The sequence below is a fragment of the Mucilaginibacter segetis genome (genome assembly GCF_016522075.1).
GTDB classification, from domain to species: domain Bacteria; phylum Bacteroidota; class Bacteroidia; order Sphingobacteriales; family Sphingobacteriaceae; genus Mucilaginibacter; species Mucilaginibacter segetis.
Genome location: NZ_JAEHFW010000001.1, coordinates 1,000,184 through 1,017,629 on the forward strand (window position 1 = coordinate 1,000,184; position 17,446 = coordinate 1,017,629).

The 17,446-nt window shown below is 43.9% G+C and carries 24 protein-coding genes; 12 read left to right on the plus strand and 12 right to left on the minus strand.

Translation table 11 applies throughout. From position 1 onward, the window contains the following. Positions 1-7: 7 nt before the first annotated feature. The 5 genes from I5M19_RS04675 to I5M19_RS04690 all read right to left on the minus strand — a co-directional run bounded on the left by I5M19_RS04675 (position 8) and on the right by I5M19_RS04690 (position 2,269). Entirely contained in the window at positions 8-166 is a 159-nt protein-coding gene (locus I5M19_RS04675) for a hypothetical protein (RefSeq protein WP_200064586.1), read from the minus strand. After that, positions 139-261 (minus strand): hypothetical protein, encoded by a 123-nt coding sequence (locus I5M19_RS18700; RefSeq protein WP_262895486.1) that lies wholly within the window; start codon positions 259-261, stop codon positions 139-141. Before I5M19_RS18700 ends, I5M19_RS04675 begins: the two co-directional genes overlap by 28 nt. An 84-nt stretch (positions 262-345) precedes the next feature. Next, positions 346-930, minus strand: coding sequence for a hypothetical protein (locus tag I5M19_RS04680; protein WP_200064589.1), 585 nt, complete (start codon positions 928-930; stop codon positions 346-348). A gap of 102 nt (positions 931-1,032) precedes the next feature. Continuing rightward, entirely contained in the window at positions 1,033-2,001 is a 969-nt protein-coding gene (locus tag I5M19_RS04685; protein WP_200064592.1) for a hypothetical protein, read from the minus strand. Continuing rightward, positions 1,934-2,269, minus strand: a complete 336-nt coding sequence (locus tag I5M19_RS04690) for a hypothetical protein (RefSeq protein ID WP_200064595.1) — start codon at positions 2,267-2,269, stop codon at positions 1,934-1,936. The genes I5M19_RS04685 and I5M19_RS04690 overlap by 68 nt, the downstream gene beginning before the upstream one ends. 197 nt (positions 2,270-2,466) lie before the next feature. Between I5M19_RS04690 and I5M19_RS04695 the strand changes: the two genes are divergently transcribed. Continuing rightward, positions 2,467-2,907 (plus strand): hypothetical protein, encoded by a 441-nt coding sequence (locus I5M19_RS04695; RefSeq protein ID WP_200064598.1) that lies wholly within the window; start codon positions 2,467-2,469, stop codon positions 2,905-2,907. A gap of 36 nt (positions 2,908-2,943) precedes the next feature. On the opposite strand, the gene I5M19_RS04700 is transcribed toward I5M19_RS04695, so the two are convergent. Beyond that, the gene (locus I5M19_RS04700; RefSeq protein ID WP_200064602.1) at positions 2,944-3,402 is read right to left on the minus strand and encodes a terminase small subunit; all 459 of its coding nucleotides are present in this window, start codon (positions 3,400-3,402) and stop codon (positions 2,944-2,946) included. A 153-nt stretch (positions 3,403-3,555) separates the two neighbouring features. On the opposite strand from I5M19_RS04700, the gene I5M19_RS04705 reads away from it, so the two are divergent. From I5M19_RS04705 to I5M19_RS04720, 4 genes are all read left to right on the plus strand, one after another. Next, positions 3,556-4,056: an antitoxin Xre/MbcA/ParS toxin-binding domain-containing protein gene (locus I5M19_RS04705; protein WP_200064605.1), complete on the plus strand. Its 501-nt coding sequence runs from the start codon at positions 3,556-3,558 to the stop codon at positions 4,054-4,056. A gap of 14 nt (positions 4,057-4,070) precedes the next feature. After that, positions 4,071-4,538 carry an RES family NAD+ phosphorylase gene (locus tag I5M19_RS04710; RefSeq protein WP_200064608.1) on the plus strand — a complete coding sequence of 156 codons (468 nt, stop codon included), beginning with the start codon at positions 4,071-4,073 and terminating at the stop codon, positions 4,536-4,538. Between the two features lie 301 nt (positions 4,539-4,839). Next, a complete protein-coding gene (locus I5M19_RS04715; protein ID WP_200064611.1) occupies positions 4,840-5,355 on the plus strand; it encodes a GNAT family N-acetyltransferase in 516 nt (171 codons plus the stop codon). 73 nt (positions 5,356-5,428) lie between these two features. Beyond that, on the plus strand, positions 5,429-5,788 hold the full coding sequence (locus tag I5M19_RS04720; protein ID WP_200064615.1) for a DUF1493 family protein: 360 nt from the start codon (positions 5,429-5,431) through the stop codon (positions 5,786-5,788). 666 nt (positions 5,789-6,454) lie between these two features. Here I5M19_RS04720 and I5M19_RS04725 read toward each other — a convergent pair. Beyond that, complete coding sequence (locus I5M19_RS04725) at positions 6,455-6,619, minus strand: hypothetical protein (protein ID WP_200064618.1); 165 nt, start codon at positions 6,617-6,619, stop codon at positions 6,455-6,457. A gap of 646 nt (positions 6,620-7,265) precedes the next feature. Between I5M19_RS04725 and I5M19_RS04730 the strand changes: the two genes are divergently transcribed. The 3 genes from I5M19_RS04730 to I5M19_RS04740 all read left to right on the plus strand — a co-directional run bounded on the left by I5M19_RS04730 (position 7,266) and on the right by I5M19_RS04740 (position 10,263). After that, positions 7,266-7,793, plus strand: coding sequence for a hypothetical protein (locus I5M19_RS04730; protein WP_200064620.1), 528 nt, complete (start codon positions 7,266-7,268; stop codon positions 7,791-7,793). Positions 7,794-7,914: 121 nt separating this feature from the next. Continuing rightward, positions 7,915-9,864: a PAS domain-containing sensor histidine kinase gene (locus tag I5M19_RS04735; RefSeq protein WP_200064623.1), complete on the plus strand. Its 1,950-nt coding sequence runs from the start codon at positions 7,915-7,917 to the stop codon at positions 9,862-9,864. A 117-nt stretch (positions 9,865-9,981) separates the two neighbouring features. Further along, positions 9,982-10,263 (plus strand): RNA recognition motif domain-containing protein, encoded by a 282-nt coding sequence (locus tag I5M19_RS04740; protein WP_200064626.1) that lies wholly within the window; start codon positions 9,982-9,984, stop codon positions 10,261-10,263. Positions 10,264-11,517: 1,254 nt separating this feature from the next. Here the strand turns inward: I5M19_RS04740 and I5M19_RS04745 are convergent. The 4 genes from I5M19_RS04745 to I5M19_RS04760 all read right to left on the minus strand — a co-directional run bounded on the left by I5M19_RS04745 (position 11,518) and on the right by I5M19_RS04760 (position 14,367). Continuing rightward, positions 11,518-12,180 (minus strand): CBS domain-containing protein, encoded by a 663-nt coding sequence (locus I5M19_RS04745; protein WP_200064629.1) that lies wholly within the window; start codon positions 12,178-12,180, stop codon positions 11,518-11,520. Between the two features lie 2 nt (positions 12,181-12,182). Next, positions 12,183-12,944 carry an alpha/beta fold hydrolase gene (locus tag I5M19_RS04750; RefSeq protein ID WP_200064632.1) on the minus strand — a complete coding sequence of 254 codons (762 nt, stop codon included), beginning with the start codon at positions 12,942-12,944 and terminating at the stop codon, positions 12,183-12,185. A gap of 130 nt (positions 12,945-13,074) precedes the next feature. Beyond that, positions 13,075-13,524 (minus strand): GatB/YqeY domain-containing protein, encoded by a 450-nt coding sequence (locus I5M19_RS04755; protein WP_200064635.1) that lies wholly within the window; start codon positions 13,522-13,524, stop codon positions 13,075-13,077. 84 nt (positions 13,525-13,608) lie between these two features. Then, entirely contained in the window at positions 13,609-14,367 is a 759-nt protein-coding gene (locus I5M19_RS04760; RefSeq protein WP_200064638.1) for an SDR family oxidoreductase, read from the minus strand. Positions 14,368-14,381: 14 nt separating this feature from the next. Between I5M19_RS04760 and I5M19_RS04765 the strand changes: the two genes are divergently transcribed. Then, positions 14,382-14,537 carry a hypothetical protein gene (locus I5M19_RS04765; protein WP_200064641.1) on the plus strand — a complete coding sequence of 52 codons (156 nt, stop codon included), beginning with the start codon at positions 14,382-14,384 and terminating at the stop codon, positions 14,535-14,537. Positions 14,538-14,814: 277 nt separating this feature from the next. Continuing rightward, complete coding sequence (locus I5M19_RS04770; RefSeq protein ID WP_200064643.1) at positions 14,815-14,979, plus strand: hypothetical protein; 165 nt, start codon at positions 14,815-14,817, stop codon at positions 14,977-14,979. Positions 14,980-15,186: 207 nt separating this feature from the next. On the opposite strand, the gene I5M19_RS04775 is transcribed toward I5M19_RS04770, so the two are convergent. Beyond that, positions 15,187-15,891: a S24 family peptidase gene (locus tag I5M19_RS04775; RefSeq protein ID WP_200064646.1), complete on the minus strand. Its 705-nt coding sequence runs from the start codon at positions 15,889-15,891 to the stop codon at positions 15,187-15,189. A 221-nt stretch (positions 15,892-16,112) separates the two neighbouring features. On the opposite strand from I5M19_RS04775, the gene I5M19_RS04780 reads away from it, so the two are divergent. Together I5M19_RS04780 and I5M19_RS04785 are read left to right on the plus strand one after the other, a co-directional pair. Further along, a complete protein-coding gene (locus tag I5M19_RS04780; protein WP_200064648.1) occupies positions 16,113-16,295 on the plus strand; it encodes a hypothetical protein in 183 nt (60 codons plus the stop codon). Positions 16,296-16,774: 479 nt separating this feature from the next. Further along, positions 16,775-17,263, plus strand: a complete 489-nt coding sequence (locus I5M19_RS04785; protein ID WP_200064651.1) for a hypothetical protein — start codon at positions 16,775-16,777, stop codon at positions 17,261-17,263. Positions 17,264-17,446: the final 183 nt, after the last annotated feature.

Genomic DNA, 17,446 nt, shown 5'->3' on the forward strand with positions numbered 1-17,446 from the left:
TTATTGTTTAGCTCTGGTTTTTAGATGCGATGAGGCCTGTTTGCTCATCTTTGTTGATTAGTTGCGTACCACTTATCCGTTTACGTTTGTGTTTAGGCTTTACGTCCGGCCCGTTTACGGTAGTTTCAAAAAGGGCAGCTATGTGGGGGTATTTTGCAGATACCATTCGGCTTCTTTATCAGTAACATTACCGTTGTTGTGCACTGCTGCCGAACCGGGCGCAAACTGATGATTGCCCGGCTTTAGTTTGTATTTTTTCATGTGGTGTTATTTAAGTGATGTATTTTTGAGGAGGGTAATGAATGTTATCACTCATCACTCACTACCCATCACTCAAATAAATGCTTATGCTACCAGCGCTTCAATAGCGGTAATGGTACTGGCATAAGTGGCTGTACCGCTTTCGGGTGCTATGGATACTGCACGCGGCGGATACGGTTCCTTTAGCTTATCGGGGTTGGTCAATTTTATTTTGTAACCACCATCAAGTGTTTCATCTGCGGCGTTGCGTTCCGCTTCGGTTACTATAAGTCCGTTTACCGCGCCGAATAATTCAATGGCCGAGTCGCTGTCTTTGTAGTTGTTTACCGCTATTGCGCATACTCTGCCATAGCCCATGGCCATCAGTTGTGTTTTAATATCAACAGAAAGTCCGGCTACATTAAAGTCTATTTCTTCGGTATACCGCGGGCCAACCTGTGTTTTGGCCAGCTTGCTCATACTGTTAAAGCTGTTGTTTGTTCCCTCAAATTTGTAAACCTTAGCACTGGCTACTGCGGTTAAACCGGTGATGATAAGCGGGTTTTCGGTGTCGTAAGTAAGGGTTACGTCATCCTGGTTAAAGATGTAAAGCACATCCTCAATTCCTGAAGTTACAGGTGAGCCCGTACTAAGGCTGAAACCTGCATTAATTTTGTTATAAATCGACATAAAAATTGGTTGATTAAGTTATTAATTGATTGGAAGAGCAGTTAACCGCCGATTAAGCAAGGAGCAATAACCACTCACTTAATCAGCACAATTAACCATTCGCTATGCTGATAAATAAAACAGCTCGTTAGCGAATTTGTAGTTTACGGCGGCTTTCATACGGGCCTTCATGCGTACTACGTTATCATTAGTGTAAGGCTTCATGTAAACGGTTGACAGTTCGGAGGCATCGCCAAGCAGATCAACCCCTAAGAACAGGTTTGATGAACGCGCGCCCAATATGGTATTAGCCTGCCAGTGATTCATCAGTTGCAGTGGTACACCCAGGTAATCCATTTTTTTAGGATCAGTAAAGGCGTTTAGTACGTTTACCGCTTTGTCTGCCTGTGCCTGTGCGTAAGCATAGCCTACGTGTAAAGGTATTTGCAGGTTAAAATCTTCCTGACTGCGGTCGGCGGGGTCAAGCTGTGCGTATATGCCTGTTAAAACGCCCAATACGTTGCTGGCGTTAATAAAGCTTACGGTAGCAGCAGATGCTGTGCCGCTGAAGGTTGCCGGCTTGCGGGTGTTTATTTCGTTATAGTTGCGTACCAGTTTAAGGGTGGTTGAGCCGGTAACCTGCACAAAGTACGATTGCCCTTGTATTGCAATACCCGAACCGCCGTTGGTGGTATCTTTACTGGTACCGGTTACCGCGGTAATAGTTACTACGTCACCATCGCGCAGGGCGGAGGTATCTGCTACGGTTACTACACCTAACGCGCTGATGGCCGATGCAGCCATTGATGTTGCCGGTTTGCCCAGGTCAACCTTGTACACGCCTGATGCTGCCGCTATGGTAGGCAACAAGCCTGCGAAATCGGCTGTGAAAGCGGCTTCTTTGGTAGCGCCTTTGCCCAGCCAGTACAAACGCTCGTTAGCTATTTGTATTTTGGTAAGGTAACGCTGTACCATAAAGTCCGACAGATCAACCACGCCTTCGTAATCCTGAAAAGCACCGGGTTTAAGCTGCTGGCTCTCCCATGATTGCACCAGTTTGTCCCATTGTTCCGCTGCCGTTACGGAACTCAAAAATACGGTCGGTACGGTTATAGCTTTTAAGCATATGCTTTATGGCGGGGGAACTATCACATATGGCCAGCGCATCGCGCAGGGCTCCCGATTTAAGATTGGGGATATCCTGTCCTACAACCGTTATAATAACGGCAGGCTCGTTACAGGCCAGGCAAAACAATACCTGCTCAATAGCGTAGGTTTTACCCGAGCTGGTACCACCCTGGTTTATAACCACGTGTGCATCGGTTTTAAAATTATGGTGAAAAAGGAGCGAGGTTCGCATTTATTTAAGTGCTTTATAATGAGGTATAAATAAACTGTAATAAACTTGTTACTAAAAAAGTTAATTGATTTTAACATATCAAAAGAGATTTTTTTTAAAATCTGATTAAAAAACTATATTTTTAGGTAACAAATTTATAATTAACTTTATTGATGAATTTTACTATAACATTAATTAAGAATTAAACCTATAATGATATGAAAAACAATTACATTTTAATGGTGATGGCCTTTTTAGTCGTCGGCTTTTCATCCTGTAAAAAGGATGATCCCTATGCTACGGGCCCAATTGTGGGCAAATGGTACATAAAACAACAAATTGTTACCCGGCAGCGTAATGGTACACAATATGATAATTACACTTTAACCGCTACTGATCTTAACAACGCCTATTACCAGTTTAATGAGGATAAATCCGGCTTGGTTGTATCAGGTAACAGCAGTGTTAATATTAACTGGAATATTTTGCGCAATCAGCTTACTGTTACATCACGTATCAGTTCAACATCATCGAGTTACACAGCTTACACTATAAAAACGCTAACCTCTTCAGAACTGGTAGTGGAATTACGTATTGATGAGCGCCGTGACGATGGTAACCTATATACAGATTTTTACGAAGAACATTATACACACTAACTATAACACCGGAGCGGCAGTGCACTGCCGCTCCGGTTACATTTCCACTTCACCTTCGCTGGCGGCCAGTGAAGGGCCCAGGTTAATGATCTCTACAGGCAAACTTTTGGGCACTTCTTCCGCAGGTGTGTTATTATCGGCGCGGTCGGTCCACCCCATACTTTTCAGCGCGAATATGGCCCCTGTTGCCGACTGGTAATGCAGTTTTTTTTCGTACTCAGCTTCAATGCGCAGGCGGGCACGTTTTACAACAGTTGCAAATTCACCGTTGCGCTCATAGGTTTCAAATTCCTGCCTGCTGTTAAACCCAAGCCAAAGAGCCAGGTTGCTCAGCAGGGCAGGCTCGGGTTCGCGGTCCCATACCTTTACAGGGGTTGGCGCATCATTACCTGCTTTTAACCCGGCAGGCTGCTCCAGGTGATATTCGCCTTTCAGGTAAGTAAAATATTCGTTTACACGGGCGGTGTATTCTTCCGCGTTGGTTAAAGACTGCATGACGAGTGATTATGATTAAAATGCCGATTGGCATAAAACATATTCAAAAGTACGTAATTAATTTTATAAATGCTAATATTTTTAGATATTTATTTACCAAAAAACAAAATGGAAAATATTTTCTTTTTAAATAGAAAATAATTACATTTGTATATGAGCAATGCAGTAAATAAAAATAACACCAAAAGCGGCACAGGTAAACAAGCCGCTGCCCGCGCTTATGATACCACCCCGCAGGTAAGCACAGTGCATGAGCTGATGGTGCCTTACGGCGGTTATTTTAAATCGCCTATTGCCAAGCTTGGCGCCATAAAGCAGGGGCTGCAACCCGGCTCCTTAACTGATCTGTTACAGGTTACCGGCGTTACCCAGGCTGATATTGCCCGCTGGCTTGATATTACCGAGCCCACCCTGCGCAAGCATATACAAAGTACTAAAGGGTTAAACCCCGGCCTTAGTGAGCACATTATACAGCTTTTTGAGCTTTTTGATAAGGGCCTTGATACTTTTGGCTCCCTTGAGGAGTTTAAAAGCTGGCTGCGCCATTACAACCCCGGTATTGATGCCATTCCTTTTGATATGCTTGATACCATTACGGGCATAGGTATTATAATGAGTGAGCTTATTCGTATTGATTACGGCGTTACCGCCTAAAGCACCGCCCTGTTTTGTACACTTACCGCATAGCGCAAACCAAATACGCTGCCGATCGTAATGCCTCCGGTATTGACGGGCGATGGAACTCGCGGGGGCGTTACGTTATTTATACAGGCGGCTCGCTTGCGCTGTCATGTCTCGAGAAATTAGTGCACACGGCAGGTACCTCCCTGTATGCAGGCGATTTTTCTGTCACCATATTTAACCTGCCTGCCGGACTTGCTGTAAAAGAGATAACGCAGGCCGATCTGCTGAAACATAACAGCCAATGGCAAAAGGTAATTAATTATCCGATAACACAGGCCCTGGGCGATGCCTGGTTGCAGGGCATGCAAACAGCAGTTTTAAAGGTACCATCGGCTATAATTGAGCTGGAACATAACTACCTGTTTAACCCCGCCCACCCCGATTTTGATCGCATAAAAATAGCCGCCATCAATAAATTTACTTTTGATGAACGTTTGCGTACGAAGAACTAATTGAAAGCGAGATATTAAGCGTTTGAGATTTCTCATTACTCTGCCCATTCCTAAGGAGCACTACTAAATAGCGAAGATTGTACAAAGCTTAAGATTTCTCACTACCGTTCGAAATGACATGATTTTTTGTCATCCTAAACTTGTTTCAGGATCTCACACGGCATGTTCATCACCCTGCACATGAGGTGCTGAAATAAATTCAGCATGACATTGGGGGTATTTTGTAAACATAATCCGCCTGTCATATTGCGGTGTTCAATTACCCCTCATTTTTTATTAAAATTTTTACTTTTGCCGCACTATGGCAATAAGCAATGCTACTTTAACCGATGTACCTGCACTGGCCGCGCTGGTGAACTCCGCTTACCGGGGCGAAAATTCCCGTCGCGGGTGGACAACCGAGGCTAACATGATAGACGGCCAGCGCATTGACGAGGCTACCCTTATTGACTACCTTACCGACGATCACACCTATATTTTAAAGTATACCGATACTGATGGTTACTTAACCGGTTGTGTTTACCTGCAAAAACAGGGCGATAAATTGTACCTGGGGATGCTGAGCGTATCGCCATTATTACAGGCAAAAGGTATTGGCAGGCAATTGCTGCAGGCTGGCGAACAACATGCCAAAAAGCTTAACTGTACATCGGTTTTTATGACCGTTATTGATTCCCGGCTGGAACTTATTAGTTGGTATGAGCGGCGCGGCTATCAGAAAACCGGGGAGATCATCCCCCTTATTATCCCTGAAAAATATGGAGTGCTTAAGCAGCCACTTAATATGCTGGTATTGCAAAAAAACGTTGCCGATTAACACTTTTTAACACTTCGGCAAGCAACCTTCCGGTAAAAAAGCACGTCACATAGCTACACACTACGGTTGTACTATGGAGCAGATAAACCCTCAATTAAAAAAATTTATTGTTGATTATTGCGATCGTTACAAAGTAACCCGGGTTGATCCCGACACCATTACACCACATACCAGTATTGATCTGGATCTGGATATATTTGATATCGAGATCGATCTCTTCCTGGCTGAATTTGCGCAGCATTTTAACATTGATGATTCTAAATTCAGCTGGTATAAATACGGCTATCCTACAGGCTCGGCAAGGGTGCGTATGTTAAAGCTGCTGTTCAACTACCAGCGGCCCTGGGTAAAGCGTGTAGCGGTGCGTTGCTATAAACCAAAGTTTCGCGTAAGTCATTTGCAGGATGCTTTAAATACCGGGAAGTTGATATAGCGGAAGGTCTTTTACAAGCGAGATAGCCAGCGTTCAGGATTTCTCACTATCGTTCGAAATGACATAAACTTTGTGTCATCCTGAACTTGTTTCAGGAACCCACGGGGTATGTTTATTTCCTGCACGTGAGGTGCTGAAATAAATTCAGCATGACTGGTTGGATATGTTAATACAGTTCGACTACTGCTCCTGGCCGCAGAGGCTCATTACTTTTGAGGTACCAAAAGTAACAAAAGTACTTTTCAGCAGAAAGGCTTCTTTGCCGCACAGGGCCTTTACACGGCAGGGCATACGGCACCACGGGCTGCAAAATCTTGCTCCACTACGTTCGCGCTGTGGCCATACGCTCCGGCAAGTATTGCTATGCCCTGCCTGCCCGCATAGTCATCATGTGCCGTCTGCCCTCCGTCCGAAGCTGTTCTGCTGAAGGGGAAAAGAAAAAAAGTTAAGTACTACTTACCAGGCCCGAATAAAAGCGCAGGGAAAGTCAGAGCGGGCGGGACAGGGAGTATGGCCCTCGCGGGTGGAAGCATTCGCTCTGACTAGCCTTTTCTTTTGGTTCGTTTTCTTTGTGGCAATGACAAAGAAAATTAACATCCACAGGCGTAATATCAAAACTCTATCCATTCCTAAGGAGCACTACTAAATAGCGAAGATGTACAAAGCTTAAGATTTCTCACTATCGTTCGAAATGACAGATACTACCACCTGTAATTCTGAACTTGTTTTCCCCTCCCTGTCATCCTGAACTTGTTTCAGGATCTCACAAGTAAAGCCCTGCATATGAGGTGCTGAAATAAATTCAGTATGACATAAAGGGTAGGTAACCATTGTGATTTACTGATTTTTACCCGGAATATTGTCGCAAAAAAGAATATAATACGCTGTTTTAAAAAAAAGTAATTAAAAAGTTAAACTATGGTTAACTTTTTTCTATATATTTCGTAATAATTACCAAACCTAAAAATTAAACTGATGACCCGAACCTGCAAAGCTCTTATACTTGGCGCGTGTATTGTGCTGGGCGTAACATTAATCTCTTTTTCAACCCGGCTAAGCTTTTATTATTCATGGCTAAATATTGTGATTTTCACTATAGGCGCATGTTTATTACTAACTTCTTTGATGTATGCAATAATTAAACTTGCACGCCGCCGGTACATCAGGTATTTGTAATTGAACCTGTCTGCTGTTAAACATAAGGCAGTTAAAGTTTATTAACTTTAACAATAATTTAACCATTTGTTAATTTATATAATAGCGTATTAACCTATTTAAATTTTTTTTATAAATATCACAAACCTTTTATAGCAGCTTGCGTATATATTAATAGTTAAAAAATGTTAAAAAAGTGCGGTAGATTTTGTGACGGGGAACATCAGCATAATTTTTTTTATATTTTTACAGCAATTATTCACCTATGCAAGTAAGAAGGTTTACCAATTTCTGTATTACCCTTATGTTGCTCCTGGCAGTTATGGCATCTTCATGCCAAAAAGACCAGGCGGTTAACACCGTCGACGAAAATAAAGCCGTTTTTACTGCTGATAGCGCACTTGCCTTAACCTCGCCCGAAAATTCCTTAGCCGTTAGCGGCACACTTACCCTGCAATTACACGATTCTACCTACACCTTTAACGCTGCAGAAGATTCCGTAGCCTTTGTAACCATGCGCGCCGGTAGCAGCGATTATTTTGGCATTACCGCTATTAACAAGGCACATACCATTAGTTTCGGACTAAGCTCAAAGGGCAACGCCAATGTAGATACCACCCGCAGTGTTGAGGGCAGTCAGTTGCTGTTGCGGCCCGATGAGATGCACATAAAGCAGTACACCCTAACACGTTACACCAAACCCGGTGATGCCGGCACCATTAACCTGAGCCGCTTCAGGCAGGATAGTGTACTGGCCAGCGGTACCTTTTTTACCTTTTTATCAACTGATGACAAGGCAAGCTCACCTTTTTACCGCGTACAGGGTACTTTCAATCTTAAATTAAAATAATCTTTTAAAAATATATTGCCCCGGCTGCAGCTTATACCCTTATATTTGTATAGCCAGTTATTGCCCGTCTGTTTGCGGTGTATAAATAGTTTAAGGAAGAAAAACATCAACTGTAGTTAGTATGTCTGACTTGCCTGCCATATTTTTTCAGCAATATTTTGAGGTTGGCCCGCCTATGGTGATTCTGCAGGCTAAAGCTCCGGAATTTAAAATATTGGCAGCTAACCCGGCTTTTTTAAAAATTACCGGTACTGCAATAACCCATATGGAAGGCAAAAGCCTTTGGGATGCCTTCCCGGCCAATCCGGAGGAAAGCGGCACCAGCAACCGCGATATCATTGAAGATAGCCTGCTGATGACCATAAAAACTAAAACCGCACAGGTTTTAAGAGGCGTGCGGCATGATATCCCCTTAACCGGTACTGATAAGTTTGATAAACGCTACTGGCAGTTTGCAAGTTCGCCGGTGATGGACGGGGCAGGGGAGGTAACCTCGCTTATTTATAACGTAAGCGATATTACCGAGGCCTTTTTTAATGCCAACCGGCAGGAGATAGAGCTTGCCCTTAATGAGCAGAATAACGACCAGTTGCAGCGGCAGTTTATGCGTGCGCCCATAGGCATGGTGTTTATTAACCGCGATGGGTACTCTATAGATTACATTAACCAGGCTATGCGCCGCCTGTGGAACCGTGGCCTTACCGAAAATTTAATTGGACAATCGGTATTTGAGGTAATACCCGAACTGGAGCAGCAGGGTTACCACGCTATTTTTGATGAGGTACTTGCCACCGGTAGGGCCTTTAAGGTACAGGAAACACCTCTGCAATATAAACGAACCGACAGGGTGAAAACCTTTTACCTTGATTTGAGTATTGAGCCCCTGTACGATACCTTTGATCACATTTATGGCGCGGTAGGCTTTGCGGTTGATGTAACTGATAAGGTACTGTCGCGCGGCAGGCTGCAGGCTATAATTGATGAGAAAAAACTGGTAGAGGACGAGCTGCGCCACAACGAGGAACGTTTGGTGCAGATATTGGAAACCATGGCCGAGGGGGTAGGTATTATTGATGCCAATGGTAAGTTAACCTATGCCAACCCTATGGCGCAAAAAATACTGGGCCTGCATGAAAGTGAGATACTCGGCAATAATTTTGGCGAACGCAAATGGAAGAATTTCAGAACCGACGGCTCGCCGCTGCCCGATGAGGAACACCCTATGGCGATAATGATGAAAACCGGCCAGCCCGTTTATGATCATGAGATTGCCGTACAGCCGCCGGATAGGGAACGTTTTTATATCTCTATTAATGCTGCGCCCATCCGCGATAATAAAAACAAAATAGTAGCCGGCATTGCCACCTTTATGGATGTAACCGCCCGCCGTAAAATTGTGGAGCAAAAAGATGAGTTTATAAGCGTGGCCAGCCACGAGCTTAAAACCCCGCTTACCTCGCTTAAATTAAGCATGCAGCTGCTGTCAAAGTTGTTTGATACCAACCCAACATCGCCCCAGGTAGCGGTGTTTATTGCTAAGGCCAATAATAACCTGAGCAGGCTTGTACACCTTACCGAGGATCTGATGAATATATCAAAAATAGATAACGGTAAACTCCCTCTAAAAAAAGCAAGGTTTAACCTGTTTAAACTGGCGCATGATTGCTGCGAATACCTGACCGGTGATGATGCGCATGCTGTTGTAATTGAGGGCGAACCCGGGCTGCAGGTGTATGCTGATGAACAGCGGATTGACCAGGTGATAGTTAACTTTGTGAACAACGCTGTTAAATACGCTCCTGAATCAAAAAAAATAATACTTAAGGTACAGCAGCTTGCTGATTGCGCCATGCTCTCCGTACAGGATTTTGGTATAGGTATCCCTGCAGAAAAAGTGCCTCATCTGTTTGAGCGCTATTACCGTGTTAATGAAACGGGCATCCAGTTTTCAGGATTGGGGCTGGGGCTTTACATATCCGCCGAAATTATTGAACGCCACGGCGGGCAGATAGGTGTAAACAGCGACCCCGGAAATGGCAGTACTTTTTGGTTTACGCTCCCCATAAGCTAAAGTTATTAGTAATTGACACTCTATTGTAAAAAACAGATTACCGAAAGGTTAAATCGTGCCCGGAGCTATAAAAAATGACCTATTTTTAGTACCTTTACACAAAAACAAAGGAGATTAATGAAAGTATTTATTGGAGGCCTTCCGTTAGAAGTAAGTGAGGCCGAACTAAATGCGGTTTTTGGTGATTTTGGGCCGGTTAAGTCGCTCAGGATAGTTAAAGATCGTGAAACAAAAGAGAGCAGGGGTTTTGGATTTGTTGAAATGGTGAACGAGGATGAGGCTAAAGAAGCTATTAGGTGCATGAACGGGCAAAGCTATTACGGCAAAAGAATTACTGTTAACGTAGCCGAAGACAAAGGTTTTAACGGTGGCGGTAACAGAGGTTTTGGTCGTAACTAAAATAACCCCATAAATAATTTTTCTTTTTAAAAGGCCGGGATATGTTCCGGCCTTTTTTTTATGCCTTATAAAATGGGCGAAGGTTTTTTTGAGTGACGATAAATCAGTTTTGGAAAAGAAAAATTTATACTACTATTTAATATCAAAATCAAATGCAGCGTTCCCATGCTGGGTAATAAAAAGTATAACCGTTAAGGCTAACAGGATTAAAACTAACAGAATACAAATTATTATATATTTTCTTTTCATTAAAAAAGATTTTTGTAAAGTTATTGGTTCATCACCTCAATCAAAATAATATTTTATAGTCCGATTGCTTTAATCGCACCTGTCATTTCGAACGATAGTGAGAAATCCTGAACGCTGGTGATCGGTAGTATAGGATATTTCGCTTTTTAATTAGTGCTCCTTAGGGGTGGGTAGAGTTGTATTGATATACCTGTGGATGTCACTTTCTTTTTCCGCAAAAGAAAGTAACCAAAGAAAACTCGCGGCTGTGCAATGGACTGTTAAAGTTAATGCTTAGGCAAAGCCTGTGCTTCCGCCCATTCCAAATGCCGCATTTTGTTGGTTATGTTAAGGTAGTGCTTGATTTTTAGTTTTTTTCCTTTCTCTACCCTTCAGCAGAACAGCTTCGGGTGGAGGTCTGACGGCACATATTGGCCATGCGGGCAGGCAGGGGCATAGCAATACTTGCCGAAGCATAAGGCCACAGCGCGTACGTAGTGGAGCAAGATTTTGCAGCCCGTGGTGCCGTAGGCCCTGCCGTGTAAAGGCCCTGTGCGGCAAAGAAGCCTATCTGCTGAAAAGTACTTTTGTTACTTTTGGTACCTCAAAAGTAATGGGCGTCTGCGGCCAGGAGCAGTATAGAACTGTAATAACACACCCCTGACCCCTCTCAAGAGGGGAATTACGAGTGCGAGTCATGCTGAATTTATTTCAGCATCCCACGTACAAGGCGGTAAACATACCCCGTGAGATCCTGAAACAAGTTCAAGATGACAGGAGGTATGTCATTTCGAACGGTAGTGAGAAATCCTGAACGCTATTACTCGCTCGTACAAGATATTTCGCTGTCGCTCAATATGACAAATGGATATATTTTTAATTAAAGCGTCATGCTGATGTATTTCAGCATCTCATGCGCAAGTCGATATCTCGTGGGATCCTGAAACAAGTTCAGGATGACAGGCGTTTTTGTCATTTCAAGCGGTAGTGAGAAATCCTGACCGCTGTTACTGCGCGTATAAAATATTACAAATTCAGGTAATTCATAAAAGAATCGAACCGGTCCTTAGCGTTGTTGTTATGGTCGGTGAAGTTGAAGGTAGCCTTAATATCGTACTCGTACCGTAAAAAGGTAGCTACAATATTACTGATATCCTGCTTGTTCACTTTTAGGGTAACTTCCATACGGGTGCTGTCCGGAAAGGTGCGCACGTAGGAACTGAGCACCTGTGCATTGTCAGACTCTACCACCTGTGCCATATGGGCAAGCGAATTGTTTTTATTGCTGATCTCGAGCACAATGATGCCCCCCGGTGCGGATACAGAGGTAAGTTTGGCGAAGTACTCGTTCATGGTGTTGATAGAGATAAGACCCTGGTAGTCGTGCTGGGCGTTAAGTACGGGTACTGCGCTAAGCTGCTGTTCATAAAACAAGCGTATCACATCGTAAATGTGCTGATCTTCCAGTACGTAAGGGTTAACTAATGATAGCGCCAGCGAACCTATGGGCGCGTTATAATCGGTTTCCTCTATCAGGTCGTCTTCGCTTACCAAACCTAAAAACTGCAATTCGTTAACAATGGGCAAATGGAGCAGCCTGAACTCGGCCATGCGCTCCATTACCTTCTGCACACTGTCAGACGTATGAACCGGTGGTACCGCGTTAGCTATCAACTCAAATGCCAGCATATCTATTTCTCCAATTTATCTAAAAACTGTTTTAAATACTTATTAAATTCTTCAGGTTGCTCCATCATGGGGGCGTGGCCGCATTTATCAATCCAGTGTAACTCCGAGTTAGGCATCAGCTCTTTAAACTCTACGGCAACCTCGGGCGGGGTAATTTTATCGTTACGGCCCCAAATTAAGGATACCGGCATGGTTATTTTGCGCAGTTCATCCTTCATGTTGTGCCTTATGGCCGATTTTGCCATAGCCAGTATACGTATTACCTTGGCACGATCATTAATGGTGGCAAAAACATCATCAACCAGTTCTTTTGTGGCCGTTGCCGGATCGTAAAACGTGTACTCCACTTTTTCTTTTACAAAATCATAACTCTCGCGCCGGGGGAACGATCCGCCGAAAGCATTCTCATACAAGCCCGAGCTCCCTGTTAATACCAGTGCTTTTACATAGCCCGGATGCGCCAGTACATATATTAGCCCTACATGCCCGCCAAGCGAATTGCCCAGCATGATTACATTACTTAATTTTTTATGCTTAATAAACTTATGTACATATTTGGACAGGCTGCGTACCCCGGTGGTTAATAAGGGCAGATCGTAAATGGGCAGTATGGGGATAATTACCCGGTAATTAGGGCTAAACTCCTCTATCACCTTCTCCCAGTTACTTAATGCGCCCATTAACCCGTGCAAAAGCAGCAATGTTGGGCCCTGTCCCTCATCTATGTAAGTAAAACCGTCGTCTTCTTTAAGCGCAAAATCCATATATAGTAGTGGTATGTGTGGTTTTTTGTAAATATAGCAGACCAATTTAAATGTTAGTCTGAAAAGTTGTAATTTTTAACGTTTTAAATGTATTAAAGCCAATAAAACTAACAATAATAAAAATTAAGAATTAACCCAAAAGCTGTTTCACCACTTCCGATACCGTTTTACCATCGGCCCTGCCAGCCAGTTCTTTATTGGCTACGCCCATTACACGGCCCATCTCTTTTACCGATGTTACCCCCAGGCGCTCAATAAGTTCCTGAATGTAGCCCTCTATTTCAAATTTGGTCATTTGCTGCGGCAGGTAAGGCTCTATTACATACATTTCGGCCATCTCTACCTCATAAAGGTCTTCGCGGTTTTGAGTTTTGTAGATCTCTGCCGACTCCTTACGTTGTTTAATGAGTTTTTGCAGCACTTTAATTTCGGCTTCGCTGGTGAGTTCCTCGCTTGCGCCCTTTTCGGTTTTAGCCAGTAACAAAGCCGATTTTATGGCCCTTAAGGCACGCAGCCTGTCGGGTTGTTTGCTGAGCATGGCTTGTTTAATATCCTGGTCTATTTGGGTAATTAACGACATTTTGTAGGTTGATTAATATATTGTTTGTGATGTTGTTGTATTCGGAATGTTTCATCTGCACATCTGCATATCCACTCATCCGCACTATTTTTTAAAAATGTTAGTTGCCGTAGCCTGCGCGGTAGGCATAACCGTAAGCTCGTTGATATTAACATGCGCCGGGCGCGATGCCGCAAACCAAACCGTTTCGGCAATGTCCTGCGCTACTAAAGGCTCAAACCCGTCGTACACCTTTTTGGCGCGTTCCTTATCGCCCTTAAAGCGCACTTCCGAAAACTCCGTTTCTACCGCTCCCGGATGCACCGCCGTAACACGTATGCCATGCTTAAGCATATCTATCCGCATAGCTTTGGTAAGCGCGTCAACCGCGTGTTTAGTAGCGCAATATACGTTTCCGTTGGGATAAACCTCTTTACCGGCAATTGAGCCAATATTAATAATATGGCCGGTGCCGTTATCAATCATCCAGTTGCTTACCACACGGGTTACATACAGCAGCCCCTTTACGTTGGTATCAATCATGGTGTCCCAATCCTCGTAGCTGCCGCTTTGTACCGGATCAAGCCCCTGGCTAAGCCCGGCATTGTTCACCAGCACGTCAATTTGTTTCCAGTCGGCGGGCAGGGTGTCAAGATTGCTCACTACCTGCTCACGGCTGCGCACATCAAATGATGATACCGCCACTTTAACATTATACTCCTCGTTCAACTTATCAGCAAGGCGTTCCAGCCTGTCCATACGCCGCCCCGTTAGTATTAAATTATAACCCTCGCGGGCAAAAGTATGAGCACATGCTTCGCCAATGCCGGCGGTTGCTCCCGTTATTAATGCAATTTTAGCCATAGTAGTATTAACCAATGGCAACGAAATTATGTTTTTCTATCGACTTTATTTGTCTTCCGGAGGTAAGGATATTTGGTAAACACCCCAAAAGTCATGCTGAATTTATTTCAGCATCCCATATGCAGGGCTATACTTGTGAGATCCTGAAACAAGTTCAGGATGACTGGTAGTAGTATCTGTCATTTCGAACGATAGTGAGAGATCTTAAGCTTTGTACAATATTCGCTATTTATTAGTAGTGCTCCTTAGGAATGGGCAAAGTTTTGTTGTTAAGCCTGTGGATGTTACTTTCTTTTTCCGCAAAAGAAAGTAACCAAAGAAAACTCGCGGCTGTGCAATGGGCTGTTAAAGTTAATGCTTAGGCAAAGCCTGTGCTTCCGCCCATTCCAAATGCCGCATTTATCGGTTATGTTAAGGTAGTGCTTGGTTTTTAGTTTTTTTCTTTTTTTGTCTCTCCCCTTCAGCAGAACAGCTTCGGATGGAGGACAGACGGCACATATTGGCCATGCGGGCAGGCAGGGCATAGCAATACTTGCCGGAGCGTATGGCCACAGCGCGAACGTAGTGGAGCAAGATTTTGCAGCCCGTGGTGCCGTATGTCATGCCGGGTAAAAGCCCTGTGCGGCAAAGAAGCCTATCTGCTGAAAAGTACTTTTGTTACTTTTGGTACCTCAAAAGTAATGGGCCTCTGCGGCCAGGAGCAGTAGTCGAACTGTATTAACACACCCCTGACCCCTCTCAAGAGGGGAATTACACGTGCGAGTCATGCTGAATTTATTTCAGCACCTCATGGGCAGGGCAGTATGCTGTGAGGAAAGGTTAATGATTATGCTTTTTATGGATATCCTTTACCAAACACAGCTTCTTGATCTCATCAAGCCGGATGGTAAAGGGGGCGTATTTAAGGCGGTTGCCTACCATTTCGGTAGTGTTGTCTGAATGGGCGATCACTTCCTCGGGGTTATCGCCCAAAAGCAGGCGTTTGTACATGCGGTAGTCGCCCCATTCAATATAATACACCTCGCCGGGCAGTATCTTTTTGTCGTGGATAATTTTTAACGCTACCCAGCAGCCGTTCTCCAGGTAGGGGTACATGCTGTGGCCCCAAACGGGCAGGGCGAAATCGCACTCCTCAATACCGGGGAAATTCATCCTGCCAACCGATACGGAATCATTAATATCGTTATACACCTCAACGCCGGTGGCGGTGGCGGTTATCTCATACATCGGGATGCCCTCTTCTTTACGGGTAAATACAGGTTTATCTGCAAACTTATCCGAAAATTTTCGTCCGCCCAAATATTCTCTGTATTTTTCTTTAAATATCTTTAATTTTTCAGGATCGATGTTTTGCCTGCTTTTAATGATCTCCGTAATACTACTGGCCGAATTAAAGCCCAGGGCCTCGGCCAATACCGAGTTATTGGCAAAGGCAATGCCGCGTAACTGATTATACAGGATGATAAACTCCAAGGTTTCGGGCCTTACGGTTTTTATTTTATTGGGTTTTTGGGCATCTTCCATTGTGGATAACTTTTTATTTTATTTCTGTATTTTAATAAAGAAATATCTGTATATTTGTATCATTGATTGGTGCTAAATTAATATAATTTATTCAATATCCAAATAAAATGCATACAGAACTTAAAGAAATAGCTTTAACCCCCATCCGCTACGGCTAATACGGACACCCGTCCGCTTTGTAATTCATCAAAAACAAAACTAACCTTTTATTATACAGCACAATGTACATAGCCTACAGCGCCTTGCGCACGCCCAAAAACGGCAAAGCCAAACCCATAAACAAACAACAGCAGGAGCGTTACCTTGCCTACCGGGCCACCTGCCAAAAGTACCGTACAGAAATTGACGCCATACAGCAATATATACCCGGCTGGATGCCGGAGTTTAAAACAAGTGAGGGGTAGCGCTAACTGCCCTGCCATCCTGAACTTCTTGCCATGCACATGGGATATGTTCATCACCATGCACATGGGATGCTGAAATAAATTCAGCATGACGTTAGGGAAATAACAGTGTTCAGGATTTCTCACTACCGTTCGAAATGACATAGACTGTTTGCCATCCTGAACTTGTTTCAGGATCTCACAAGGTGTTGCCATGAGCATGGGATGCCGAAATAAATTCAGCATGACAATAGGGAAATAACAGCGTTCAGGATTTCTCACTACCGTTCGAAATGACATAAACTGTCTTGTCATCCTGAACTTGTTTCAGGATCTCACGAGGTATGTTTATCACTTTGCACATGGGATGCTGAAATAAATTCAGCATGACGTTAGGGAAATAACAGCGTTCAGGATTTCTCCCTACCGTTCAAAATAACAGAAGATAATTCAAATTCACCATTACAACAAACTCACTATTCACTATTCACAAACTCACCATGAAACTATCACAAAAACTAAAAGACCAGCTTTGGTGGCTCATTATCTCGGTTGATTATGATTACAGCCGCATCAGCATTGCCGACCACGACCTTACCGACGATATGCTTACCCTTTGGCTGGAGGATAAGCACGACTTTAAAAACTCGCTCGATGAATGCCTGCAACTGGATGTGCCACACAAGTACCTCGCTAAGATCATCCGTGCCGAAAACCTGAACAGCTACGAGGGTACAAAGCTGCATCCTACCAAAAAATACGTGTATAAGGCCCGTGTACAAATAAACGAGGCCCTAACCTGGTACCGCGATGATGCCGCCGCCATTGAGCAGCAATGGGCACGCGAGGCAGTATTGCGCTCCATACTTACCCGTTTAATTGAAACAGAAACCGTTGGCGCTGCCGACCTGACCACCGCCCCCACCGAGCAATGGGCAGCCGATATCGACATCATCAGTAACGAAATTGAAGCCTGGAACGAGCAATGAGAGGGGGAAGACGGGAAGTCCGAAAGTCCGAAAGACGGGAAGTCGAAAGATATGATGTTATACTATTGACTGTATGCCAAATAGCATGTATAGCATAGGTAGATTTAATGTCTTATAGTACTCTCCGGCACCATAATCCGGCACTAATCCTCCGGCACATAACACTCACTCCGGCTATTATCT

What these genes read in the sequence shown, in the direction of transcription:
- I5M19_RS04715 (WP_200064611.1), top strand. Translation starts at nt 4,840, where the DNA reads ATGGCAATAAGCAATGCTACTTTAACCGATGTACCTGCACTGGCCGCG.
- I5M19_RS18700 (WP_262895486.1), bottom strand. Translation starts at nt 261, where the DNA reads ATGAAAAAATACAAACTAAAGCCGGGCAATCATCAGTTTGCGCCCGGT.
- I5M19_RS04680 (WP_200064589.1), bottom strand. Translation starts at nt 930, where the DNA reads ATGTCGATTTATAACAAAATTAATGCAGGTTTCAGCCTTAGTACGGGC.
- I5M19_RS04675 (WP_200064586.1), bottom strand. Translation starts at nt 166, where the DNA reads ATGGTATCTGCAAAATACCCCCACATAGCTGCCCTTTTTGAAACTACC.
- I5M19_RS04750 (WP_200064632.1), bottom strand. Translation starts at nt 12,944, where the DNA reads ATGGATTTTGCGCTTAAAGAAGACGACGGTTTTACTTACATAGATGAG.
- I5M19_RS04745 (WP_200064629.1), bottom strand. Translation starts at nt 12,180, where the DNA reads ATGCTGGCATTTGAGTTGATAGCTAACGCGGTACCACCGGTTCATACG.
- I5M19_RS04695 (WP_200064598.1), top strand. Translation starts at nt 2,467, where the DNA reads ATGAAAAACAATTACATTTTAATGGTGATGGCCTTTTTAGTCGTCGGC.
- I5M19_RS04740 (WP_200064626.1), top strand. Translation starts at nt 9,982, where the DNA reads ATGAAAGTATTTATTGGAGGCCTTCCGTTAGAAGTAAGTGAGGCCGAA.
- I5M19_RS04705 (WP_200064605.1), top strand. Translation starts at nt 3,556, where the DNA reads ATGAGCAATGCAGTAAATAAAAATAACACCAAAAGCGGCACAGGTAAA.
- I5M19_RS04780 (WP_200064648.1), top strand. Translation starts at nt 16,113, where the DNA reads ATGTACATAGCCTACAGCGCCTTGCGCACGCCCAAAAACGGCAAAGCC.
- I5M19_RS04730 (WP_200064620.1), top strand. Translation starts at nt 7,266, where the DNA reads ATGGCATCTTCATGCCAAAAAGACCAGGCGGTTAACACCGTCGACGAA.
- I5M19_RS04760 (WP_200064638.1), bottom strand. Translation starts at nt 14,367, where the DNA reads ATGGCTAAAATTGCATTAATAACGGGAGCAACCGCCGGCATTGGCGAA.
- I5M19_RS04775 (WP_200064646.1), bottom strand. Translation starts at nt 15,891, where the DNA reads ATGGAAGATGCCCAAAAACCCAATAAAATAAAAACCGTAAGGCCCGAA.
- I5M19_RS04765 (WP_200064641.1), top strand. Translation starts at nt 14,382, where the DNA reads ATGGCAACGAAATTATGTTTTTCTATCGACTTTATTTGTCTTCCGGAG.
- I5M19_RS04690 (WP_200064595.1), bottom strand. Translation starts at nt 2,269, where the DNA reads ATGCGAACCTCGCTCCTTTTTCACCATAATTTTAAAACCGATGCACAC.
- I5M19_RS04725 (WP_200064618.1), bottom strand. Translation starts at nt 6,619, where the DNA reads ATGGTTACCTACCCTTTATGTCATACTGAATTTATTTCAGCACCTCAT.
- I5M19_RS04735 (WP_200064623.1), top strand. Translation starts at nt 7,915, where the DNA reads ATGTCTGACTTGCCTGCCATATTTTTTCAGCAATATTTTGAGGTTGGC.
- I5M19_RS04720 (WP_200064615.1), top strand. Translation starts at nt 5,429, where the DNA reads ATGGAGCAGATAAACCCTCAATTAAAAAAATTTATTGTTGATTATTGC.
- I5M19_RS04785 (WP_200064651.1), top strand. Translation starts at nt 16,775, where the DNA reads ATGAAACTATCACAAAAACTAAAAGACCAGCTTTGGTGGCTCATTATC.
- I5M19_RS04755 (WP_200064635.1), bottom strand. Translation starts at nt 13,524, where the DNA reads ATGTCGTTAATTACCCAAATAGACCAGGATATTAAACAAGCCATGCTC.
- I5M19_RS04700 (WP_200064602.1), bottom strand. Translation starts at nt 3,402, where the DNA reads ATGCAGTCTTTAACCAACGCGGAAGAATACACCGCCCGTGTAAACGAA.